The organism is Mesorhizobium sp. M0676, assembly GCF_040320535.1.
GTDB lineage: Bacteria > Pseudomonadota > Alphaproteobacteria > Rhizobiales > Rhizobiaceae > Mesorhizobium.
Window position 1 is genome coordinate 60,609 of record NZ_JAMYPU010000015.1, and the last position, 23,634, is coordinate 84,242.

The 23,634-nt window shown below is 63.5% G+C and carries 20 protein-coding genes and 1 tRNA gene; 12 read left to right on the forward strand and 9 right to left on the reverse strand.

The window, feature by feature from the left end; translation table 11 throughout:
- Window positions 1-136: 136 nt before the first annotated feature.
- The 5 genes from NKI35_RS18085 to tkt form a co-directional block, all read right to left on the reverse strand.
- The gene (locus NKI35_RS18085) at window positions 137-1,162 is read right to left on the reverse strand and encodes a class I fructose-bisphosphate aldolase (protein WP_023727302.1); all 1,026 of its coding nucleotides are present in this window, start codon (window positions 1,160-1,162) and stop codon (window positions 137-139) included.
- Window positions 1,163-1,283: 121 nt separating this feature from the next.
- Window positions 1,284-2,486, reverse strand: a complete 1,203-nt coding sequence (locus tag NKI35_RS18090; protein ID WP_352741136.1) for a phosphoglycerate kinase — start codon at window positions 2,484-2,486, stop codon at window positions 1,284-1,286.
- A gap of 145 nt (window positions 2,487-2,631) precedes the next feature.
- The gene (locus tag NKI35_RS18095; RefSeq protein WP_023683985.1) at window positions 2,632-4,518 is read right to left on the reverse strand and encodes a potassium/proton antiporter; all 1,887 of its coding nucleotides are present in this window, start codon (window positions 4,516-4,518) and stop codon (window positions 2,632-2,634) included.
- Window positions 4,519-4,723: 205 nt separating this feature from the next.
- Window positions 4,724-5,734, reverse strand: a complete 1,011-nt coding sequence (gap, locus tag NKI35_RS18100; RefSeq protein WP_023696438.1) for a type I glyceraldehyde-3-phosphate dehydrogenase — start codon at window positions 5,732-5,734, stop codon at window positions 4,724-4,726.
- 155 nt (window positions 5,735-5,889) lie between these two features.
- Entirely contained in the window at window positions 5,890-7,881 is a 1,992-nt protein-coding gene (tkt, locus tag NKI35_RS18105) for a transketolase (protein WP_352741138.1), read from the reverse strand.
- 273 nt (window positions 7,882-8,154) lie between these two features.
- Between tkt and NKI35_RS18110 the strand changes: the two genes are divergently transcribed.
- From NKI35_RS18110 to NKI35_RS18125, 4 genes are all read left to right on the forward strand, one after another.
- Window positions 8,155-8,427 (forward strand): DUF4164 domain-containing protein, encoded by a 273-nt coding sequence (locus NKI35_RS18110; RefSeq protein WP_023670128.1) that lies wholly within the window; start codon window positions 8,155-8,157, stop codon window positions 8,425-8,427.
- Window positions 8,428-8,439: 12 nt separating this feature from the next.
- Complete coding sequence (locus tag NKI35_RS18115) at window positions 8,440-8,805, forward strand: cell division protein ZapA (RefSeq protein WP_023670127.1); 366 nt, start codon at window positions 8,440-8,442, stop codon at window positions 8,803-8,805.
- A 190-nt stretch (window positions 8,806-8,995) separates the two neighbouring features.
- The gene (locus NKI35_RS18120; protein WP_023727298.1) at window positions 8,996-9,655 is read left to right on the forward strand and encodes a peroxiredoxin; all 660 of its coding nucleotides are present in this window, start codon (window positions 8,996-8,998) and stop codon (window positions 9,653-9,655) included.
- A 145-nt stretch (window positions 9,656-9,800) separates the two neighbouring features.
- On the forward strand, window positions 9,801-10,673 hold the full coding sequence (locus tag NKI35_RS18125) for an MBL fold metallo-hydrolase (RefSeq protein ID WP_352445271.1): 873 nt from the start codon (window positions 9,801-9,803) through the stop codon (window positions 10,671-10,673).
- A gap of 294 nt (window positions 10,674-10,967) precedes the next feature.
- Here NKI35_RS18125 and rpoH read toward each other — a convergent pair whose 3' ends face one another.
- Together rpoH and NKI35_RS18135 are read right to left on the reverse strand one after the other, a co-directional pair.
- Window positions 10,968-11,879 carry an RNA polymerase sigma factor RpoH gene (rpoH, locus tag NKI35_RS18130; RefSeq protein WP_023670124.1) on the reverse strand — a complete coding sequence of 304 codons (912 nt, stop codon included), beginning with the start codon at window positions 11,877-11,879 and terminating at the stop codon, window positions 10,968-10,970.
- Window positions 11,880-12,123: 244 nt separating this feature from the next.
- Complete coding sequence (locus NKI35_RS18135) at window positions 12,124-13,182, reverse strand: RluA family pseudouridine synthase (RefSeq protein WP_023748341.1); 1,059 nt, start codon at window positions 13,180-13,182, stop codon at window positions 12,124-12,126.
- A 26-nt stretch (window positions 13,183-13,208) separates the two neighbouring features.
- Between NKI35_RS18135 and NKI35_RS18140 the strand changes: the two genes are divergently transcribed.
- From NKI35_RS18140 to tolA, 6 genes are all read left to right on the forward strand, one after another.
- A complete protein-coding gene (locus NKI35_RS18140) occupies window positions 13,209-13,589 on the forward strand; it encodes a hypothetical protein (protein ID WP_023748342.1) in 381 nt (126 codons plus the stop codon).
- 13 nt (window positions 13,590-13,602) lie between these two features.
- On the forward strand, window positions 13,603-14,010 hold the full coding sequence (locus NKI35_RS18145; RefSeq protein WP_023818426.1) for a VOC family protein: 408 nt from the start codon (window positions 13,603-13,605) through the stop codon (window positions 14,008-14,010).
- 92 nt (window positions 14,011-14,102) lie between these two features.
- Window positions 14,103-14,177, forward strand: a tRNA-Glu gene (locus NKI35_RS18150).
- A gap of 594 nt (window positions 14,178-14,771) precedes the next feature.
- Complete coding sequence (locus NKI35_RS18155) at window positions 14,772-15,353, forward strand: VOC family protein (RefSeq protein WP_023818427.1); 582 nt, start codon at window positions 14,772-14,774, stop codon at window positions 15,351-15,353.
- 25 nt (window positions 15,354-15,378) lie between these two features.
- On the forward strand, window positions 15,379-16,260 hold the full coding sequence (locus tag NKI35_RS18160) for a glutathione S-transferase family protein (RefSeq protein WP_023828378.1): 882 nt from the start codon (window positions 15,379-15,381) through the stop codon (window positions 16,258-16,260).
- A gap of 212 nt (window positions 16,261-16,472) precedes the next feature.
- The gene (gene tolA, locus NKI35_RS18165; RefSeq protein WP_023735219.1) at window positions 16,473-16,841 is read left to right on the forward strand and encodes a cell envelope integrity protein TolA; all 369 of its coding nucleotides are present in this window, start codon (window positions 16,473-16,475) and stop codon (window positions 16,839-16,841) included.
- Between the two features lie 135 nt (window positions 16,842-16,976).
- On the opposite strand, the gene NKI35_RS18170 is transcribed toward tolA, so the two are convergent.
- Complete coding sequence (locus NKI35_RS18170; RefSeq protein ID WP_023690098.1) at window positions 16,977-17,192, reverse strand: hypothetical protein; 216 nt, start codon at window positions 17,190-17,192, stop codon at window positions 16,977-16,979.
- A 291-nt stretch (window positions 17,193-17,483) separates the two neighbouring features.
- On the opposite strand from NKI35_RS18170, the gene NKI35_RS18175 reads away from it, so the two are divergent.
- On the forward strand, window positions 17,484-18,395 hold the full coding sequence (locus tag NKI35_RS18175) for a DUF2865 domain-containing protein (RefSeq protein ID WP_352741141.1): 912 nt from the start codon (window positions 17,484-17,486) through the stop codon (window positions 18,393-18,395).
- A 118-nt stretch (window positions 18,396-18,513) separates the two neighbouring features.
- Here NKI35_RS18175 and NKI35_RS18180 read toward each other — a convergent pair whose 3' ends face one another.
- A complete protein-coding gene (locus NKI35_RS18180) occupies window positions 18,514-18,867 on the reverse strand; it encodes a hypothetical protein (protein ID WP_352741143.1) in 354 nt (117 codons plus the stop codon).
- 188 nt (window positions 18,868-19,055) lie between these two features.
- Between NKI35_RS18180 and NKI35_RS18185 the strand changes: the two genes are divergently transcribed.
- Window positions 19,056-23,618 carry a PAS domain-containing hybrid sensor histidine kinase/response regulator gene (locus NKI35_RS18185; protein ID WP_502897148.1) on the forward strand — a complete coding sequence of 1,521 codons (4,563 nt, stop codon included), beginning with the start codon at window positions 19,056-19,058 and terminating at the stop codon, window positions 23,616-23,618.
- Window positions 23,619-23,634: the final 16 nt, after the last annotated feature.

Consider the following 23,634-nt stretch of genomic DNA (forward strand, 5'->3'; position numbering starts at 1 on the left):
TGGGCAGAAACCGACATCGCCGTCAGCTTTTGCCGAAAAGGAGATAAGGATGGGCGAACTCCGTCCCAAGCCCGCCTTGTCATAAACAAAACCCGGGCGCATCGGCCCGGGTTGTATGACAACGGGAGGACTGCGCTCAGGCGGCCTGTTCGAGGCTCGCCGTCCATCGTCCCAGCGCCGCCAGATGGTTCATGTGGGCACGATGGGTGAAGGCGGCCTGGCCGGAGGCGACGTTCGATGCCTTGCCGCTCCAGGCCTTTTGTGGGGCGGCCTGCAAGGCGCGGCCATAGGAGAAGGTCAGCTTCCACGGATGCGGCCCGATGGCGTTGATGGCGTTGAGGTTGGCGGTCGCCTCCTCGTCCGACTGCCCGCCCGAAAGGAAGGCGATGCCCGGCACCGCTGCCGGTACGGTTTCGCGGAACAGTTTTATGGTCTTTTCCGCGACCTCTTCGGGGCTGCTCACCTTGCCCGACTTCCTGCCGGCCAGCACCATGTTCGGCTTCAGGATGGTGCCTTCCAGCACAACGCGCGCCGCATGCAGCTCGTCATAGAGCTTGATCAGCGTTGCCTTCGAGATGTCGTAGCAGGTGTCGATGTCGTGCGCGCCGTCCATCAGCACTTCCGGCTCGACGATCGGCACGATGCCGGCCTCCTGGCACAGTGCGGCATAGCGGGCCAGCGCATGGGCGTTGGAGCCAATCGAATTGACCGAGGGCACGCCCTTGCCGGTGTCGATGTCGATCACCGCGCGCCATTTGGCGAAGCGGGCGCCGAGCTTGTAATAATCCGCGAGCCGTTCGCGCAGGCCGTCGAGGCCTTCGGTAACGGTATCGCCGGGAAAGCCGGCCAGCGGCTTGGCGCCGGCATCGACCTTGATGCCGGGGATGGCGCCCGCCGCCTTGATGATGTCGACCAGAGGCGTGCCGTCGGCAGCCTTCTGACGGATGGTCTCGTCGTAGAGAATGACGCCGGAGATGTACTTCGTCATCGCGTCCGTGGCGCGGAACATCATCTCGCGGTAGTCGCGGCGGCTGTCGGCCGTCGATTCGACGCCGATGACGTCGAAGCGCTTCTTGATGGTGCCGGAGCTCTCATCGGCGGCCAGCAGGCCCTTGCCGCCGGCCACCATCGCGGCGGCAATGTCTTCGAGACGTTCGCTCATTTTGCTTCTCCTTGACGGCGTTGTTCCGCGCTTAACGGAACTCTACCGCCAAAGGAATGGCATCGGAAAGCTCGAATCGGTTGAAAGTTCCTGGCGTCCGTTTTTGTGCCCCCCAATCCGGTCAGGCTTGTTTCTTCAGCACGTCGACGCCGGGCAGCGGCTTGCCTTCCATCCATTCGAGGAAAGCGCCGCCGGCGGTCGAGACATAGGTGAAATCGTCGGCGACGCCGGCATGGTTGAGGGCGGCCACCGTGTCCCCGCCACCGGCGACCGAGACCAGCTTGCCGGCCCTGGTGCGGGACGCCGCGTGCTTTGCCGCAGCCACCGTGGCGTGGTCGAAAGGCTCGATCTCGAAGGCGCCGAGCGGGCCGTTCCAGACCAGGGTCGCGGCGCGGTCGATCCATTCGCGGATCGTCTTCACGGTCTTTTCGCCGACATCGAGGATCATGCCGTCAGCCGGGACATCCGTAATGGCAACGGTCTCGCTGGCCGCACCCGCCTTGAATTCCTTGGCGACGACACCGTCGACAGGCAGGATGATGGCGCAGCCGGCTTCGGCGGCCTCGATCATGATCTGCTTGGCGGTCGCGGCAAGGTCATGCTCGCACAGCGACTTGCCGACAGCGGTGCCACGCGCGGCGAGAAAAGTGTTGGCCATGCCGCCGCCGATCACCAGCGCGTCGACCTTCTTCACCAGGTTCATCAACAGGTCGATCTTGGTCGACACCTTGGCGCCGCCGACAATGGCGACGACAGGGCGGACCGGATTGCCGAGCCCCTTCTCCAGCGCCTCGAGCTCGGCCTGCATGGTGCGGCCGGCATAGGACGGCAACAGCCGCGCCAGGCCTTCGGTCGAGGAGTGCGCCCGGTGGGCGGCGGAAAAGGCGTCATTGACGAAGATATCGCCATTGGCGGCGAGCCGCTCTGTAAAGGCCGGGTCGTTCTTCTCCTCGGTCTTGTGGAAGCGGGTGTTTTCCAGCAGCAGCACATCGCCCTTGTTCATGGCGGCGACCGCACTGCCCGCCGTGTCGCCGACGCAGTCGCCGGCAAAGCCGACGGGGCGGCCAAGCACCTCCGCGGCAGCCTTGGCGATCGGCTCCAGCGAGAATTCGGGCGAGGGACCATCCTTCGGGCGGCCGAAATGCGCGAGCAGGATGACCTTGGCGCCCTTGCCGGACAGCTCGGCGATGGTCGGCGCGATGCGTTCGATGCGGGTGGCGTCGGTGACCTTGCCGTCGGCGACGGGCACGTTGAGGTCGACGCGCACCAGCACGCGCTTGCCGCTGATATTGCCGATATCGTCGAGTGTCTTGAAGGCGGCCATGCGGGTTCCTTTCCGTGGAAAATCGCCGGGACCATACCTCGCATCGATGACGATGCAAGGCTTGAGCCGGGGTGCGAGCTAAATTTTGAGATCAAGGCGAAGGCTGTCGTGATGATGCGGGACGTCAGCGTGAACCGATCGCTTGTCAGCCTTCTGTCGTTATCTTTTCCGCCGTCGGCTCAAGGGCCTTCTCATTGGCTGTCGCCTCTGCAGTCTGCGTCTCGGTCGGCTTGCGCCAGTTGCGGATGAAGGCGGAGACACGATCGCCGATCTCGCCGGCGCTCAGGAACACCGGAACCCGCGCCACCGGCGCGGTCGGCTCGAAGGAGAGGCCGAGACCGGTGATCTTGCCCTTGTCGTCGACGTCGCGGACGATCAATTCGATCGGGCCGATCAGCACCCGGTCGGCATATTCGGCATGGCCGCCAAGCCTTGCCGTCACCAGCGCGCCGACGGTGAGCTTCTGCTCGGCTTCGCTCAATCCCGGTGTGTATGCGGCCTCGAGCTCTGCGGCCGAGCGGGCGGGATCGACGGCGAAGGCGCCGAAGAAGTCGGCATCCTCGGGGTCGACTACGGCGCGGCTGGCAAACAGCTTGTCAAGCAGGCGCGGATAGCGGTCGGGCACGAAGATATAAACCTGGTCGCCGGCCGCGAGCCGGCCCATGTCCTGGAAACGCATCGAGCGGCCGTCGCGCAGCACCAACGAGGGCCGTGCCCAGCGCGGGATACGCTCGCCGCGCGCCACCGGGCTGCCGGGCGCCACGCGGTAGGCGAGCAGTTCGTGATGGGCGGAGCCCGGCAGTTCGAGTTCGACCTTGTCGAGCGGCCCGAGCCTCGCCGGCACGATCAGGCCGAGCCGGCGCGCCAGCGGACCGACCGACCAGCCCTGCACCACCAGCGATACCAGCACGATGATGAAGGCGACGTTGAAGATGGTGCGGCCGTTCTCCAGTCCGCCGAGCAGCGGGGTGATGGCAAGCAGGATGGACACGGCGCCGCGCAGGCCGACCCAGGAGACGAAGGCGATCTCGGGACGCGGCAGGCGGAACGGGATCAGGCAGAGCCAGACGGCGACAGGGCGCGCGACAAACATCAGGAATAGGCCGAGCAGCACCGCCGGCACCATGATCGCCGGAAACTGCGAGGGTGTCGCGAACAGGCCGAGGATCAGGAACATGATGATCTGTGCCAGCCACGACATGCCGTCCTGGAAGCGCTTCAGGATGGTGACGGCGCGGATGTCGGAGTTGCCGGCAATGAGCCCGGCGAGATAGACCGCCAGGAAGCCAGAGCCGCCAATGGCGCCGGCCGCGGCGAACACCATCAGTGACAGGGTCAGCACGAAGATCGGCAGCAAGCCATGGTCAAGGTTGAGCCGGTCGACGAGGCGCACGATGCCGAGCCCGCCAAGCACGCCGACGACGGCGCCGAGCCCCATATTGAGCAGGAAGCCGAGGATCAGGTCGGTGACCAGCACATGGGTCTCGGGATTGGCGTGGGCGGCGATGATCTCGACCAGCGTGATGGTCAGGAAGATGGCGATCGGGTCGTTGGTCCCGGATTCGACTTCCAGTGTCGCGCGCACGCGTTCGCGCAGATTGATCTCGCCGGCGCGTAGCAGGAAGAAGACGGCCGCCGCATCGGTCGAGGCGACCGCGGCGCCGAGCAGGAAGGATTCCAGCCAGCTGAGGTCGAGCAGGTAATAGGCGGCGGCGCCGAACAGGCCAGTGGTCAGGATTACGCCGAAGGTCGCCAGCGACACCGCCGGTCCGGCCGCCTGGCGCAGCGCGTTGAGCGGCGTGCCGAAACCGGAATCGAACAGGATGACCGCCAGCGCCAGCGAGCCGGCAAAATATGCCACGCGCGCATTGTCGAATTCGATGCCGAGACCATCGACGCCGCTGGCGAGGCCGATGCAGAGGAAGAGCAGCAGCAAAGGGGCGCCGAAGCGGAAGGCGATCAGGCTCGAGAACGCTGCGGCGACGACTAGCGCTGTGCCGACCAGCGTGACGAGATAGATCGCATGCTCCATCCGTGATTTGCCCCTCGAATTCCTCTTTCTACCGATTCACGGGAGAGTGGGGCGAAGGCATGGCCGGTGCAAGGCGCAAGGATGGCTTTTTGCCTGATGCCGCTGATTTTCCGGCGTTTGGCGGCTTGGCGCGCCTTGCCCGCCGCCCTGACGAAAAACGCCCGGACAAGCCGGGCGTTCGAAGCTGCGAGACGATGCCTTCAGGTCAGGCGATGGTCTTGCCAAAGGCGACCGAGGTGTCGGCCATGCGGTTAGAGAAGCCCCACTCATTGTCGTACCAGGACAGCACCGAAACGAAGTTGCCGTCCATGACCTTGGTCTGGTCGAGCGCCAGGATCGACGAGCGCGGATCGTGGTTGAAGTCGATCGACACATTCGGGTGATGGGTGACGCCGAGAATGCCCTTCAACTTGCCGTTGGAGGCGGCGATCACCGCTTCGTTGATCTCCTGCACGGTGGTGGCGCGCTTGGCGATGAACTTGAAGTCGACAACCGAGACGTTGGGGGTCGGCACGCGGATCGAGATGCCGTCGAGCTTGCCCTTGAGGTCGGGCAGCACCAGGCCGATCGCCTTGGCCGCACCGGTCGAGGTCGGGATCTGCGACAGGGCAGCCGCGCGGCCGCGGTAGAGATCTTTGTGCATGGTGTCCAGCGTCGGCTGGTCGCCGGTGTAGGAGTGGATCGTCGTCATCATGCCCTTTTCGATGCCGACGGTCTCGTGCAGCACTGCGGCCAGCGGCGCCAGGCAGTTGGTGGTGCAGGACGCATTCGAGATGACGATGTGGTCCTTGGTCAGCTTGTCGTGGTTGATGCCGTAGACGACGGTGAGGTCAGCACCTTCGGCAGGCGCGGAGACCACGACGCGCTTGGCGCCGGCGGTCAAATGCGCGGCAGCCTTGTCGCGGGCGGTGAAGATGCCGGTGCATTCGAGCGCGATGTCGATGCCGAGTTCCTCCCACGGCAGTTGCGCCGGGTCCTTGATCGCGGTGACCTTGAAGGTCTCCTTGCCGACGGTGATCTGGTCGCCCAAGACCGACACTTCGTGCGGGAAGCGGCCGTGCACGCTGTCATAGCGCAGCAGATGCGCGTTGGTCTCAACCGGGCCGAGGTCGTTGACGGCGACCACGTCGATATCCTTGCGGCCGGATTCATGGATGGCGCGCAGGATGTTGCGGCCGATGCGGCCAAATCCGTTGATGGCAACTCTGACGGTCATTTTACTCTCCCTGGGAGCTGGAGGCGGCAGATGGGTCCGCAGCTTCATAGCGGCGGATGGCACAAGAATCCAGCCGCAGAAGGCCGAATTTAAATCGATTAGGTTGGTCCAGCCCCGCGAATCCGCCTTGGAGGTGCGCGGGACTGACCTTGATCTTACTTGCCGTGCAGGCGGGCTTCCGCAGCCTTGGCCGCGGCTTCGGCGGTGATGCCGAAATGCGGGTAGAGCTGCTCGATGGTGCCGGAAGCGCCGAAGCCGGTCATGCCGATGAAGATGCCGTCGGAGCCGATCAGGTGATCCCAGCCCTGGCGGATGCCGGCCTCGATCGCCATCTTGATCGGCGCGTTGCCAATCGTCTCCTTGCGGTAGGCGTCGCTCTGCTGGTCGAACAGTTCGAAGCAAGGCACCGAGACGACGCGGGTCGGGTGCCCATGCTTTTCAAGCAAATCACGGGCGCCGAGCGCGATCTCGACCTCGGAGCCGGTGGCGAAGATCGTCACCGCCGCTTCGCCGCTCGCCGCGGCCAGTTCATAGGCGCCCTGGCTGCTGAGGTTCCTGGCCGATTGCTCGGTGCGCACCGTCGGCAGGTTCTGACGGGTCAGCGCCAGGGTGGACGGGGTCTTTTCCGATTCAATGGCGATCTGCCAGCATTCGGCGGTTTCCACCGCGTCGGCCGGGCGGAAGACATTGTGGTTGGGGATGGCGCGGAGCGCCGCCAGGTGCTCGACCGGCTGGTGGGTCGGGCCGTCTTCGCCCAAACCGATCGAATCATGGGTCATGACGAAGATCGAGCGGATGCCCATCAGCGACGCCAGCCGCATCGACGGACGGGCATAGTCGGAGAAGCACATGAAGGTGCCACCATAGGCGATGAGGCCGCCATGCAGCGTCAGGCCGTTGAGGGCGGCCGCCATGCCATGCTCGCGGATGCCGTAGTGGACATAGCGCTGGCCGTAATCGTCCGGCGTGATGTTCTTGGTCTGGCTGGTCTTGGTGTTGTTGGAGCCCGTCAGGTCGGCAGAGCCGCCGATGGTTTCCGGCACCGCGCCATTGATGACTTCCAGCGCCATTTCCGACGATTTGCGGGTGGCGACCTTCGGCTTGTCGGCCGACAGCTTCTTCTTGTAGTCGGCAATGACGGCATCGAAATTCGACGGCAGCTTGCCGGCGAGGCGGCGCTCGAACTCGGCCTTCAACTCAGGCTTGGCCTTGGCCAGGCGGCCTTCCCAGTCGGTGCGCGGCTTGACGCCGGCCTTGCCGGCGGTGCGCCAGGCGTCGAGAATGTCGGCCGGAATTTCGAAGGGCGGCGAGTCCCAGTTGAAGAATTTCCGCGCGCCTGCGATCTCGTCGGCGCCGAGCGGCGAACCGTGCGCCTTGTTGGTGCCGGCCTTGGTCGGGGCGCCGAAGCCGATGGTCGTCTTGCAGGCGATCATCGTCGGCTTGTCGGAATGGCGGGCGGCTTCGATGGCGTAGGCGATCGCCTCGGGGTCGGTGCCGTCAATGTGGCTGGCGTTCCAGCCCGAGGCCTGGAAGCGGGCGACCTGGTCGGTGTTGTCGGCAAGCGAAACCGGACCGTCGATCGAGATGTTGTTGTTGTCCCAGAAGACGATCAGCTTGTTGAGCTTGAGGTGGCCGGCCAGCGCGATGGCTTCCTGCGAAACCCCTTCCATCAGGCAGCCGTCGCCGGCCAGCACATAGGTGTAGTGGTCGACGAGGTCGTTGCCGAAGGCGGCGTTCATGATGCGCTCGCCGAGCGCGAAGCCGACCGAATTGGCGAGACCCTGGCCAAGCGGGCCGGTCGTCGTCTCGATGCCGGTGGCATGGCCGTATTCGGGATGGCCGGCGGTCTTGGAACCCAGCTGGCGGAAATGCTTGATCTGGTCGAGGGTCATGTCCTCGTAACCGGTCAGATGCAGCAGCGAGTAGAGCAGCATCGAACCATGGCCGGCCGACAGGATGAAGCGGTCGCGGTCCGGCCAATGGGGGTTCTTCGGATCATATTTCAGGAAGCGGGTGAACAGCACTGTGGCGATGTCGGCGCAGCCCATGGGCAGGCCGGGATGGCCGGACTGCGACTTCTCGACGGCGTCCATGGAGAGAAAACGGATCGCATTGGCCATCCGGTCATGTTGTTCACGCGACGTCATGGTACCTCCGGGGTGGGGATTTGTGGGCTTGGCAGAGCCCAGGAAAGAGTGCGCGACACATAGCAGCCACGGGCTTTTAGTCAACAAATCGGCTGCACATTTGCCGGTCTTGTGATGGCTTTGAGACCTCATGGGGCGACCTACATTAGCGTTAGCGGGGGACAGTCGCGAGAGCTTTGTTGACGTTGCCTTCACCCGGTGCCTAATGTTTCCTTGTTAACGCGTTCTGAACGCGAAGCGATTCGGTGATGGGCAGGGCACAGGACGAAGGCCATGACCGGCGAAACCACACTCAAGGAAGTCATCCACAGGCTGGGCAAGGCCATCGAGGGGCTGGAAAACGCAGTCGCGGCCAAGCTTGAGCATGAACGCGACTATTCCGAAGCCGAGGCTGAGGTGCAGCGCATGAACGCCGACCGTTCACGGCTGGCGCAGGAACTCGACAATTCCGAAGCCCGCGCCGAACGGCTGGAAGATGCCAACAAGGAAGTGTCGCGCCGCTTGGTGACCGCCATGGAAACCATCCGCGCGGTGCTGGACAGGTAGGAGCTGCAGGCCATGGCACAGGTCACGGTTTCCATCGACGGCAAGCAGTATCGCATGGCTTGCGACGAGGGTCAGGAAGAGCACCTGATCGACCTCGCCGAGCGGTTCGACCGTTATGTCTCGCATCTGAAGGATTCATTCGGCGAGATCGGCGACCAGCGGCTGACGGTGATGGCCGGCATCATGGTGATGGACGAGCTTTCGGAGCTGCAGAAGCGGGTCAAGGGCATGGAGACCGAAGTGCAGACGCTGCGCAAGACGCGCGACGAAGCGCTGACCAAGGCCGACAAGAACGACACCGTGCTGACCAGCGCGCTCGGCGCGCTCGCCCAGCGCATGGAAGACCTGGCCACGTCGCTGGCGGTCAACAAGGCCTGAGCCTTCCCCGCACAAACGAAAGATTGTCGGCCCAACGTCGGTCCGTAGAACGAAAGTGCTCGTTCCGTCGCCAATAATAGTTTCCTATTGTCCTGCAGCCGCGATTTTTGCGCTAAGATGCGGCAATGCCGGAGCGTTGACGCCGTCCACGGCCGCTCCTGACGAAATCTGTTGCTGGGGAAATAATGCCATGAGCCTTCGTATCAACGACATCGCGCCTGACTTCACCGCCGAGACCACGCAAGGGCCGATCAAGTTTCATGACTGGATCGGCGACGGCTGGGCGATCCTGTTCAGCCATCCGAAGAATTTCACCCCGGTCTGCACCACCGAGCTGGGCACGATGGCGGGGCTCGAAGGCGAGTTCAAGAAGCGCAACGTCAAGGTCATCGGCATTTCCGTCGATCCCGTTGCGAGCCACGACAAGTGGCAGGCCGACATCAAGACGGCGACCGGCCAGACGGTGAACTACCCGCTGATCGGCGACAAGGATCTCAAGGTGGCCAAGCTTTATGACATGCTGCCGGCGGGCGCCGGCGAGACGTCGGAAGGCCGCACGCCGGCCGACAACGCCACGGTGCGCTCGGTCTATGTCGTCGGGCCGGACAAGAAGATCAAGCTGGTGCTGACTTACCCAATGACGACGGGCCGCAACTTCGACGAGATCCTGCGCGCGGTCGATTCCATGCAGCTGACCGCCAAGCACCAGGTGGCGACGCCGGCCAACTGGAAGCAGGGCGAGGATGTGATCATCACCGCCGCGGTTTCGAACGAAGATGCGGTCAAGCGTTTTGGCGCTTTCGAGACGATCCTGCCCTATCTCAGGAAGACCAAGCAGCCGTCAGCCTAGGTTTTCTCCGTCGGAGCTATTTGGGGCTTCAGTCCTATTTGTGGCAAGGCGTGCTTGACCGGCGCGCTTTGCCAGATGACCATGCTCTTGTTCAACCCGACGGAGAAAACGGTTCCTGTCGGGCAAGGGGCAGGGGGGCCGGACATTGGACATCGCTTCGGCCAAACCTGAGGTCGCCGGCTTCTACGACAAGCCGACCGGCGCCATCCAGTATGTCGTCACCGACCCGGTGACGAGACGCTGCGCCGTCATCGACCCGATCCTCGACTTCGACGAAAAATCCGGCGCGACGGCGACGAAGAATGCCGACGCCTTGCTGGATTTTATCCGCGAAAACGGGCTGGAGCTCGAGTGGATCCTGGACACCCATCCGCATGCCGATCATTTCTCGGCGGCGCACTATCTCAAGGAAAGGACCGGCGCGCCGACGGCGATCGGCGACAGGATCGTCGAAGTCCAGGCGCTGTGGAAGGCGATCTACAACTGGCCGGATTTCCCCGCAGACGGCTCGCAGTGGGACCGGCTGTTTGGGGAAGGCGAGACGTTCCTGATCGGCAACCTGCCGGTCAAGGTGCTGTTCTCGCCCGGCCACACGCTCGCCTCGATCACCTATGTCATTGGCGACGCAGCCTTCGTCCACGACACGCTGTTCATGCCCGACAGCGGCTCGGCAAGGACGGACTTTCCCGGCGGCAGTGCCGCGCGGCTGTGGCATTCGATTGAGGGCGTTCTGGCGCTGCCGGACGAAACGCGGGTGTTTGTCGGCCACGACTATCAGGCCGGCGGCCGCGAGCCGCGCTGGGAGAGCACGGTCGCCGAGCAGAGGGCGAAGAATATCCACCTCGTTGCGGCGCGCAGCGAAGCCGAGTTCGTCGACTTGCGCGAAGCGCGCGACAAGACACTGCCGATGCCGCGGCTGATCCTGCATGCGCTGCAGGTCAACATGAATGGTGGACGGCTGCCGGAACCGGAGGCCAATGGGAGGCGGTATCTGAAGTTTCCGCTTGATGGGCTTTGAGAGGGCAGTTGGCGAAGCTGCCGATCTCCCCCCTTGCGGGAGAGATGCCCGGCAGGGCAGAGGGGGGTGCTGTCCCGCTGACCTTTGGCTGTGTGCTCGAACAATTCCAGGTTGGGGATAGTTAAAATCGCAAGCTGCGATCCGTCACGCCCCCCTCTGTCCTGCCGGACATCTCCCCCTCAAGGGGGGAGATCAGCTGTTGTCCGACTTTCGCTAACCGCCGACGGACGACAAAACAAAAAAGGCGGCGCCGGTTTCCCGACGCCGCCTTCTGTTCCTTAGCCGAACCCAGCTTTACGCCGCCGGCTGCGCCTCGATCGTGCGCAGCGCCTGCATCTGGCGCTTGGCGGCGGCCTTGACCGCGTCCTGCACCTTCTCGAAGGCGCGCACCTCGATCTGGCGCACGCGCTCCCGGCTGATGTCGAACTCGGACGACAGCTCTTCCAGCGTCAGCGGCTCCTCGGCGAGGCGGCGGGCCTCGAAGATGCGCCGCTCACGATCGTTGAGCACGGCCAGAGCGCCCGACAGCATGCCGCGGCGGTTTTCCAGCTCGTCCTGCTCGATCAGCATGTCTTCCTGGCTTTCGTGGTCATCGACCAGCCAGTCCTGCCATTCGCCGGATTCACCTTCGCTGGCGCGGATCGGCGCGTTCAGCGACGCGTCGCCCGACAGGCGGCGGTTCATCGACACGACTTCGGCTTCCGACACGTTCAGCCTGGTGGCGATCTCGGTGATCTGGTCGGGCTTGAGGTCGCCATCGTCCAGCGCCTGGATCTTGCCCTTCACCTTGCGCAGGTTGAAGAACAGGCGCTTCTGATTGGCGGTCGTGCCCATCTTGACCAGGCTCCACGAGCGCAGGATGTACTCCTGGATCGAGGCCTTGATCCACCACATGGCGTAGGTCGCGAGGCGGAAGCCACGCTCGGGTTCGAATTTCTTGACGGCCTGCATCAGGCCGACATTGCCTTCCGAGATCACTTCGCCGATCGGCAGGCCGTAGCCGCGATAGCCCATGGCGATCTTAGCGACGAGCCGAAGATGGCTGGTGACGAGCTTGTGCGCAGCGCTGGTGTCTTCATGCTCGGCGTAGCGCTTGGCGAGCATGTACTCTTCCTGCGGCTGAAGCATGGGAAAGCGGCGGATTTCTTCCAGGTAGCGGCTGAGGCCGCCTTCGCCGGAAACAATACTGGGTAGTGACTGGGCCATGATAGCGCCCCCTCTCTATTGGAGTGATGCCCCCGAAACGCGGCGGGCATGTGACGCGAGCACCAAAAGGCTCGCCCGCGGCAGCTGATTTATATAGGAACAAAACCAGAAAAGACAGGCATTTGTTCAACACGAAACAGTGTGTCACGCTGAAGTGAACAATGCCGCTCAGGTTTTAGCTGGCTTGTTTAGACGCAATTCCGGACGGAAAACCGTTTCACACTTTTCCTGGAATTGCTCGGGTTCAGAGTTTGCGAAAGCCGCCGACGAGTTCCTCCATGTCCCCCGGTATCGGCGCCTCGAACCTCATCGATAAATGGGTAGCCGGGTGCCGAAATGCAAGGAGCCAGGCATGCAAAGCTTGCCTGGAAAATGCCTTGACCTGACCCTTCAGCCGCTCGGGCAGCCGGTTGGCCTTGGTGCGGAAGGCCTGGCCGTAATCGGGGTCGCCGATGACGGGATGGCCGATATGGGCCATGTGGACGCGGATCTGGTGGGTGCGGCCGGTTTCCAGCCGGCATTCGACCAGGCTGGCGGTGGCGAACGCCTGCTGGCCCTCGCCGAAACGCTCCTTGACGGTGAAATGGGTCACGGCGTGGCGGGCATCGTCACGGCCTTCCGGCACGACGGCGCGGCGCACGCGGTCGGCGGCACGGCCAAGCGGCGCATCGACCGTTCCGGCCGGCCGCGACGGGATTCCCCAGACCAGCGCCAGATAGGCACGTTCGAGGTCGCCGGTGCGGCCGTGGTCGGCAAAGGCCTCCGACAGCGCCTTGTGGGCGCGGTCGGTCTTGGCCACCACCATGACGCCGCTCGTTTCCTTGTCCAGCCTATGGACGATGCCCGGCCGCCTGACGCCGCCAATGCCGGAAAGACTGTTGCCGCAGTGGTGGATCAGGGCGTTGACCAGCGTGCCGGTCCAGTTGCCGGCGCCGGGATGGACGACGAGGCCGGCCGGCTTGTTGATGACGATCAGCTCGTCGTCCTCATAAAGCACGTCGAGCACGATGGGCTCGCCTTGCGGTTCGGCCGGTTCCGGCTCGGGCATGACGACCGATACGCGCTCGCCGGCACTCATCTTGCGCTTGGTCTCGTCGACCGGCTTGCCGTCGATCGAAACGGCACCTTGCCGGATCAGCATCTGCACCCGGCTGCGCGACATGTCAGGCCCGAGGGCGCTCGCCAGCCACTGGTCGAGGCGCTGGCCGGCCGCTTCCGCGCCGGCTTCGAGCACGGTCGGCGCCGCCTCTATGAATTGTCCAGCCTCTATCAATTCAGGGGTCTCTTCGCTATGAGCGCTCATCGAAAAAAGTTCCGGAAAGTTCTGCCATGGCCCGGCCCGTTGCCGATGAAGAAGAAAAGCCGCTCGATCCCGAGATCGAAAAGGTGCGCGGCAGGCTCATCCGTTTCATGGCCATCAATCTCGGCCTGCTTTTGCTGGCCCTTATGGTGGTGATCGCGGCCATTGTCTACAAATCGCGCAAAGCGCCGCCCGCGAACCCGCCGCTCGCCAACGACATTCCAATTCCGCCCGGCGAGCCGCTCGCGGCCGACATAGTGCTCCCGGTCGGAGCCAAGGTGATCAGCCAGGCTCTGTCGGGCAATCGAATTTCAATCGACGCCGAGCTCAGCGACGGCAGCCGCACCATCTTCGTCTACGACATCGCCGAGCGCCGTATCATCGGCCGCTTCGCCATCCGCAACAAATGAGCGGGCCGAAACAATGACCGGGTTTGCCGACCATCGCCGCATAGCAACCGTTACGCTCGTCGTCGCCGATTATGACGAGGCGATTGCCTGGTATGTCGGCAAGCTTGGCTTTGCGCTCTGCGACAACATCGATCTCGGTGACGGCAAGCACTGGGTGACGGTGACGCCGTCGGCCGGGCAAGGCCCCCGGCTGCTTTTGGCGGAAGCGTTGGACGATGTGCAGAAAAGCCGCGTCGGCGACCAGACCGGCGGCCGCGTGGTTTTGTTTCTCGAAACCGACGATTTTGCCAGGGACCATGCGACGATGCTGGAAAACGGCGTCGATTTCCATGAAACGCCACGCCATGAGCCGTACGGCACCGTGGCGGTTTTCGCCGATCTCTACGGCAATCTGTGGGACCTGATCGAGCCGAAACGCTAAGTCCGCAAACCGAGATTGCACAGAAGCGGTCCGGCCGTTCGAAGCCCAGTTGCTTTTTCCAAACCGTCAGCCTATATCGCCGGTTCTTGAACGCGCCCATCGTCTAGCGGTCAGGACACCGCCCTCTCACGGCGGGAACAGGGGTTCGATTCCCCTTGGGCGTACCAAGCAACCGCTTTCCTTCCGCATCATCGACAATTTCGGGCAGCAGCCGCGCGGATCGCGTGTGACCGCGAGGGTCGGCGGCATCAGCGAAAACCCGGCAAATCCGCGTCACAGATACACCCAATTTAAGTCAGACCGCGACGCTTGAAAGCGTAGCGATCTCTGTTACTTGCGGTGCGGGGATAGCATCTGCGGCAACGCGGATTTGGTTGGGCATAGCAGGTATGAGTTCGGCAAAAATGATATGCCCGTGCTGTCACGGCAGCGGGCAGGTTTTCGATTGCTTGAAATGGCGCGAGTCGAAAGGGCATTGCTGCCCGCAAGGCACGCATCGGGCCGGCTGTCCCGGGCAGACCATGGCATGCGCCGAATGCGCGGGCCTGGGCACGCTGGCGGAAGCCGAGCTCAGAGCGGTCGCGTAGCCTCAGGTCATGCAACCTTAAGCCTCTTTCACCATCCAGCGCCGGCAGTCTCCGCGAGCTTCTGGCGCGGCGCTGCCAATTGCACTAGCATCATGTACGAAGCCTTGCCAAAGGGCTCGTTGCGGCGCGCAAGACGCCGGGGAACATAGGCGAGGGTCGGCGAGGAGGAGACCGATGCAGAAACTGCAGTCGCAGGGCGTCCATCACATCACCCTCGTCGGCGCCGGCCGCCAGACCTCGATCGATTTCTGGGAGGGCGTGCTCGGCATGCCGTTCATTTTCGAGCAACCCAATCTCGACAAGCCAAGCGAAAGCCATCTCTATTTCGATCCCGGCGACGGCAGGTTGATCACCGTCTTCACCGACGAGAGCCGCACGCCGGTCAAGCGGCGCACGCCCACCGAACCGGGCTGCGTCCATCATATTGCGTTCTCGGTGTCGCGCGTGACCTTCCTGCAGGCGGTCGCCCGGCTCGACGAGCGCGCCATCAAGCACAGCGGCGTCAAGGATCGCGGCTTCATGGATTCGATCTATTTCGAGGATCCGCTCGGCCTTCTGATCGAGCTGGCGTCCTACCGCTTCGAGCCGCCGGCCGGCTTCACCCATGCCGACGTCTTGATGCAGGCGCACAAGCTGCGCGTTGCGCGCGGCGACTACAACATCGCCGAAGTGCACCTTGCCGACGCGATCCAGACGCTGGTCGAGTGGTCGCGCGCGACCTTGTCGGACGACCGGACGCCGAAGAATCCATACTGACGGCCAGCAAAAGGGGAGGACCACAATGGCAAAGACAGTTAAGAGCGCTGGCAAATCAGCACCCAAGCCTGCGGCAAAAGCGGCTGCGAAGCCGGCGGCAAAAGCGGCGGTAAAGGCCGCGCCGAAGGCAGCCGCAAAGCCGGCCGCGAAAACCGCGACGAGGCCGGCTGCCAAGAAATCCGCGCCGAAGGCCAAGGCGGCGAAAAAACCGGCGCTGAAGCTCTCGATGCTGAAGCCAAGCGTCAACAACATGACCGTTCGGGTGTTTGCCCGTGCGGCCGGGTTCGACGCCGCCGAGACCGACGCCTGGGGCCATACCCGGTCGCCGGAATATATGGCGCGCAATCCGGCGCATCTGACGCCGATGATCGAGGACAAGGGGCTGCCGCGCGGCGTGCTGTGGGAGAGCTGCGCCATCATGCAGTATCTCGCCAACAAGCACGGGCTGGAGAAATTCTATCCCAAGGCGCCGGCCAAGCGGGCGATGGTCGACAGCGCCATGTTCTACCTGATCGGCACGCTCTACCCGTATGTGGCGCGCGCCACCTATCCGGCGCTGGGTTTCCCGCACTATGCCGGCGAGGTCGGCCATAGCGACGCCCATCCGGAGAAGAAGTCCGAGGCGCAGAAGGCCGCCATGGCGGCAATTGCCGAGCCGCTGGAGGTGTTTCACTCCTTCTTCAGGGACGGCAAGCCGTTCATCGGCGGCAAGCACCCGTCGATCGCCGACATACGCCTGGCATCGACGCTGGAGTTCCTGGCCGTCATCGACTATGCGCTGCCCAAATGGGCCATGGAGTATGTCGCTGCGATGGAGAAGAAACTCGGCCAGGCCTATGCCGAGCCGGCCGGCGACGTGCGCGGCTACATTGCGTATGTGAAGTCGCAGGCCAACGCGCAACGCTAAGGATTCATTAACCAAAACGCTGTCTATTGAAGGCACCGCGCGACCACGGATGTACTGGCGCAAGGGTGAAGGGAAAGGTCGGCGCAATGCCGGCCTTTTGCTTTTCGCCGATGCGCCATCAGGCGCGTCTCATGCTGTAAGACATCAGGCATATTGCCATCGTCTGCTTCGACCCTACCGTCATGGTCGGCGGACGACACACGAGGAGCTTTATGAAGGGCGTAGCGAGAGTGTTTGCGATTGCCGGTGTTGTGTTGGCCGGAGGCTACCCCTCCGATGCCGCGCCGCTCGACACGATGGCGGAGGTCGGCGATGCCATCCAGGCGTGCTGGACGCCGCCGGCGGGTGTTGGAAATGCCAGCGTCACCTTGAGCTTCAGCTTCAAGCGCGACGGCACGCTGATTGGTCCGCCGCGGCCGACGGCGATCAAGGTCGATGGCGATGCGGATACCAGGAAATCATTCGTCGACGCCGCAACTACTGCCCTGCAAAAGTGCTTGCCGTTGAGCTTCTCGCCGACGCTGGCGCAAGGCGTCGCGGGCAATGTCTTCACCGTGCAATTCGCTTCGCCCAAGCGGTAGGCGAGCGGGCGAGCGTTTCACGCGTTTCACAGAAACGGCGACCCGCTCTCTCGTTGTCTTGACGCAATTCCCAAGGGAAAGCGCTACGCGCTTTTCCCGGAAAAACGGCTCACACTTTTGCTGAAATTGCTCTGATCAGTTGTGCGGGCGTCTGATATCGACATGCCGCTGCAGTTCCGGCGTCTCGAAGACGTAGTCGGCCCAGGCGGATTCCGGAATCTGTCCGGCCAGATAGCATTCCAGCAGCAGGCTCTGTTCGGGATCGAGCGCTCTCGGCGCCCGCTCATGGTCCAGCCCCAGCGAGTGGAACAGGTTCCTGGTCAGGCCAGAGACAGTGAAGTGAATAGACATCTTCGGTCTCCTTTGCCCGACACAACGCGAGACACCGGAGAAAGGTTTCATCCGCAAGGGCCGATAACGCGGGATCGATGATTGCGGCGGCCTGGGTCGCCCGAGCCTGGCTACGTCTCAATCTTGAAACAAAAGTGTAATAGCGAATTTACAGGAACCGGCATAATACACTTGGCATAAAATACCTGGCGGTTGCTGGCGTCTCTTGAATTAGACTTGCCTCACGCATTGAGGCTCAATCGGCTGGAGCGGCGATCGGCTCCACAGGGGTACAAGGACCAGGTGTCGCCGATGATGCGTTTGTGGCTTGTCGTGACCTTTGCACTGGTGTCGGTAGCGGCAAGCGTCCTCGGCATTTCGGCTTCCCTTGCCGATCCATGCGCCGCGCTCAGGAGCCAGCTGGCACCGTCCGGCCGCAGCGGCGGGATCAGCCCCGAGCTTGCGCAGCTGCGTCGCCAGCTTGCGGCGATCCAGGGGCTGGAGAGGCAACGCCGGTGCACGGCGCAAAGTGCGGTGGGGGGCTTCTTCAATGCTTGCGCCGACCTCGCCAAAAGCCGCACACAGGTGCAACGCCAGATCGCCGGCGCCGCGATTTCGCGCCGGGATACGTCCGGACTGCAGGCCAGGCTCGTCGCGCTCGGCTGCACGCCCGCCGCCGGGCAACAAAGACAGCGTCCGGCTGGCGCCATGATCGGCAGCAATTCGATGCTGTTTTGCGTTCGTCTCTCCGACGGCTATTTCTTCCCGGCGCCGAAATCGCAGTTCGTGAAAGGCGGCGATGTCAAGGAGATGGTCGACCAGTGCCGCTACATCTGCGACGATGCCGGCGTCGACCTGTACACGCTCAGTGACCCAAGCCTTGAAACCGAAGAGATGGTCGCGCTCGATACGCGCACATCCTACAAGGACCTGCCGACGGCCTTCAAATATCGCGGTGATGCGAACTTCAGGGCCTGCGACCTCAAGCGCTATCACCGGCGCGTTGCCGAGCTGAGAGCGCGCACGGTGACGCCAGCCAATATGGCCAACGCGATCATTCCTTTGCCGTCAGCGAAGCCGGATCTTGGCACCGTGGCGCAAATTCCCCAGCCTGGCGCAGACGCTGCAGAGGCCAGGGGCGCCGCCCAGCGACAGTCGGTCGAGCTATTGGCAGGCTCGCGGCCGGTCAGGGTGGTCGGGCCGGCTTTCTTCCCGGCGGAGTAACCTGCGCCTAGAGCGTTTAACCGTTTCACCGAAACGGCGAACCGCTCTATGTCTTTGTTTTACGCAATTCCGGACGGAAAACCGTTTCACACTTTTCCTGGAATTGCTCTAGTACCAGCTATTCGCAAACCATCCTGTAGCGTTTGCCGGGTTCGCTGACATTCTTGCAGGTGAGCGGATTGGCCGGTTCGGAAGCCATGCTGGGAGGGCTGGACCTGACGTGCCGCCTTGGCGCAGCTATTTGTGTGTGCCTGCGTGCCGCGGGCCGGTAGGGCTCCTGCGGCGGCGGCGTCGGAAACACACCGGCTGCCGCCTGCATCTGGCTGGCCTCAGTCTGCGACGGATCGCGATCCCAGACCCGCCTGATATCGAGCGGCTTCGGGATCACCACCGTGCCGTCATAGCTGCGTGCGCAGCCGCTGCCCGCAAGCAGCGCCAGGCACAGGAAACAAGGCACGATCCAACCGGTCATCAGCAACACCCCCGCCGACTTATAGCCCGGCCGGGGTTCCGCCGACAACCGGCGGAATACCGCAGGGCAATGTGGCTCTGGCCGCAGTCTGGATTGGTTATGGTTAGCGGATCATTAATGCTTCTCGGGCACATTCCGCCGGCGAACCGCTGAGGGGGTTCGGCCTTGGCTTTCGGGGTGGGAACGGGATGGCTGACGGGACTGTTGGAACACGCGGCGGACGCGGTTCCCGAAAAGGGGTGGTGAACGGCGAGGATACGTCCGTCGGGGGTTCGCCCGAAGCGCTGCGCGAACTGGTCGGGGCCGGCGCCGACTGGGTCTGGGAGACCGACGCCGAGCTGCGCTTTTCCTGGCTTTCGGAGAACTACCAGGCCGCCACCGGCATCGATCCCGCCAGCATTCTTGGCCGTTTCCGCTTCGATTTCCTCAAGCAGATGGTGCACGGCAATCGACACGCCGCCGCGCATCTGGAGGATCTGCAGGCGCATCGGCCGTTTCGCGACTTTGTCTATGAGTTGAAGGGCGGCCGTCCCGGCTGCCGCTGGGTTTCGATCACCGGTTCCCCGCGGTTCGACGGCGAAGGCGAATTCATCGGCTATCGCGGCATCGGCCGCAACGTCACGGCACTGGCCGGTGCGCTGGACGAACTGCGGCAGGACGAGAGCGATCCGCCGGCCGGCGAGGCTACGCAGCACCTCGCCGATCTCGAGCGGACGATGGATGCCATGCATATGGGCGTCGTGGTGCTTGACGCGAAGTTCGACACGCTCATCGTCAACAAGGCCTATCGCGAGCTCTCCAGGATTCCCGACGGCGCCGTCACGGTCGGCGCGCCGTTCAGCCTGTTGATGGAACTCAACCGCCGCAACGGCATCTACGGCGATCTCGATGAACAGCAGTGGCAGCACTACCTAGCCACCCGCATCGAGGAGATCAGCGCCGGCTCGGTTGCGCCACGCGAATTTCTCCATGCCAATGGCAGGACGATGATGTTCTCCGTGACGGCGTTGTCCGGCGGCAAGCGGCTGTTGACCTACTACGACGTCTCCGAGCTCAAGCGTCGCGACGCCGAGATCGAGAGTGCCAACGCCAAAATTACGGAGACCTTCGCCAATCTTCGCACGATGGTCGACCAGATGCCGATCGGCGTGCTCGTCCTCGATGCGGAGATGCGCGCGGAGGTGATCAACCGCGCCTTCTATGATTTCTGGGAAATCGATCCCCGACGCGCCGGCATCGGCTGCGGCTTCCGCGAACTGATGCAGGCCAGCCGCGATATGGACCCTTACGGTGCTGACGATGCCGAATGGCAGGGCCACATCGCCGAGCGCGAAGCAGAAATCTCGGCCGGCCTGGTGGGCTCCAGGCAACTGCCACGCAATGACGGCCGTACGCTGATTGCCTCGCTGGCGCCGCTCGCCGGCGGCAAAAGGCTGATCTCCTATGTCGACGTCACCAACATGAAAGATCGCGAGGCTGAACTCGCCCTAGCGCTGGAGAAATCGCGGCTGGCCGAGGCGGTGATCAACGGCGTCAAGGACCCGATCTTCGTCAAGGACGACAATCTGCGTTTCGTCTTCGTCAATGAGGCGTTTTCGGCACTTTTCGGACAGAGCCCGCAAGCGATGCTGGGCAGGCCCGGCGGCGACTTCCTCAAGCAAAAGGACGCCGCCCAATTCGAAGACAGCGAACGCGCCGTGCTGGCGACCGGCACGCCCTACGAGGTCGAGGAGACTTTCGACGCCGAGGGCGCCAGCCGCTCGCGCATCGTGCGCAAGAACCGCGTCGGCATGCCCAGCGGCCGCAACTATGTCGCCGGTTTCCTGTTCGACATCTCCGACATGAAGCGCCGCGAGACCGAAGCCGAGGACGCCCGCAAGAACCTCACCACGGTGCTGGAGTCGCTGCCGGCGGCCGTCATCATCTATGACCGCGACGACAAGTTCATCTTTGCCAATCGCAAGCTGCAGGACACGCTGCCGGCGCTGAAACCGGCATGGCAGCCCGGCCGCACCTTCCGCGAGGCGTTGGAACTTGGACATTCCGTGGGATATTTCCGCTTCAGTGGCGATCCGGAGACCGACAAGCTCTATGACGGCGATCGAGACATCTGGCTGGATGCCATTCTCGCCCGCTACCGCCTGCCGAACTCCTCCTACGAACGGTGCAATCCCGACGGCCGCTGGTATCAGGTCTACGATATGCGCACCGAGGACGGCACCTTCATCGGCGTGCGCGTCGACATCTCGGAGATCAAGAGCCGCGAAAAGGCGCTGCAGGAAAGCATGCGCCAGATCGACCTGTTCCGCCACGTCATGGACGAACTGCCGGTCGCCGCCTTCATCAAGGCGCAGGATCTGAGCATGGAATTCGTCAACAAAGCCTGGTGCGCGCTGACCGGCATCCCCAAGGAGGAGGTCATCGGCCGGACCGATCTCCAGCTTTTCGGCATCGACGACGCCGAAACCTACACCCATGACGACACCGAGGTCGTCGTCACCGGGCGCGGCCGCGAGATCGAGGAGCCCGTTACCCATCGCGACGGCACGGTGCGGCAATTGATGACGCGCAAGAGCCGGCTGGTGGCGCTCGATGGGTCGGTGCACCTGGTCGGCTCCAGCACCGACATCACCGACGTCAAGGCACGCGAGCAGGCGCTGGAAGAGAGCATGCGCGAGAACGAGGTGTTCCGCAATCTCATCGACAACGTGCCGGTGTCGATCTACGCCAAGCGCTCCGACCTCAGGCAGTTCTACGTCAACAAGGGCTGGTGCGACCTCACCGGCCTCCGCAGGGAAGACGCGATCGGCAAGACGGACATCGAGATTTTCGGCGAGGACGGCGAAGCCTTCGTCAACAGCGATCTCGCCGTGCTGCGCACAGGCGATACACAGGAGATCGAGGAAACGGTGACGCTTGCCGACGGCAGCGTGCGCCACCAGTTCGCCCGCAAGGGCGCGATGATCGCGTCCGACGGTTCGCTCTATCTGATTGGGTCGACCACCGACATCACCGAACTGAAGCTGCGCGAGGCCGAACTGCGCGAGGCGCGCCAGCGCGCCGTGCTGGCCGACCGCGCCAAGTCGGAATTCCTGGCCAATATGAGCCACGAGATCCGCACGCCGATGAACGGCGTACTCGGCATGGCCGAGTTGCTGGCCAAATCCGACCTCGATCCCAAGCAGAAGACGTTCACCGATATCATCGTCAAGTCGGGTAACGCGCTCTTGACCATCATCAACGACATACTGGACTTCTCCAAGATCGATGCCGGACAGCTGGTGCTCGACCCTGCGCCCTTCAACCTGCCCGAAGCGATCGAGGATGTGGCGACGCTGATATCGACGCGCGCCAAGGAGAAGGACCTCGAGCTCATCGTGCGCGTCGAGCCGGGCCTGGGAAGCCTGTTCGTCGGCGATGTCGGTCGCATCAGGCAGATCGTCACCAATCTGGTCGGCAACGCGGTGAAGTTTACCGACGAAGGCCACGTGCTGGTCGACGTGACCGGACAAAGGGGGCCGACGGGGACAAAGCTTACCGTTTCGGTCACCGACACCGGCATCGGCATTCCGCAGCAGAAACTGAAGCTCGTCTTCGAAAAATTCAGTCAGGCCGACACCTCGTCGACCAGACGCCACGAAGGCACAGGGCTCGGGCTCGCCATCACCTCGCGGCTGGTCGAGTTGATGGGCGGCGAGATCGGTGTCGAGAGCGCCGAAGGCAAGGGCTCGACCTTCTGGTTCACCGTGACATTGCCCAGGGCCGAGGAACAGACCGGACGGCGGATCATGCCGGTCGACGTGACCGGCTCACGGGTGCTGATCGTCGACGACAATGCCGTCAACCGATCGATCCTGAGCGAGCAGATGGCGTCATGGACCTTTGATTCCTGCGCCGCCGAAAGCGGACCCGAAGGGCTCAAGGTGCTGGTTGCCGCGGCTGCCTATGGCGTGCCGGTCGATTGCGTCGTGCTCGATTATCAGATGCCGGGGATGAGCGGCGCCGAAATGGCGCGCGTCGTGCGCAGCACCGCAGGGCTGGCCGACACGCCGATCATCATGCTGACTTCGGTCGACCAGTCGCTCGCCAACACCAGCTATCGCGATCTCGGCATCGACGCCCAGCTGATCAAGCCGGCGCGCTCCTCGGTGCTTCTGGAAACGCTGGTCGCCACCATCCAGCGCCACCATCACAATATCACGGGCGGCCGTGTGCTGCCGGCGGCAAGCAGCGGTTCCGGCGGCGGCAGGAACGAACCGTCGCCGGCAAAGCCGCCGCTCGCTGCCTCGGAACGGGCCCTACTGCAACCGCCGCCGGTTCGTGCCCGCGCCCGGGCCGCCGGGGATGAACGCCGGCTCGACATCCTCGTTGCGGAGGACAATGAAGTAAACCAGATGGTGTTCACCCAGATAATCGGCGAAACCGGCTACAGTTTCGAAATCGTCGGCAACGGGCGCAAGGCGCTCGATGCCTTCGGCCGGCTTAATCCGCGCATGATCCTGATGGACGTCTCGATGCCGGAGATGAACGGGCTCGAGGCCACCGCCGCAATTCGCCGGCTGGAAGAACATACGGGTATGCATATCCCGATCGTCGGCGTCACCGCGCATGCCTTGAAGGGCGACCGTGAGCGCTGCCTGGAAGCCGGCATGGACGACTATCTGCCCAAGCCGATCAGCCCCAGGGCGCTGCTCGAAAAGGTCGAGCGCTGGGTCGGCATATCAGGCGAAGCCCAACGAGACGCTGGATAGCAACCTGCGGCGCCGC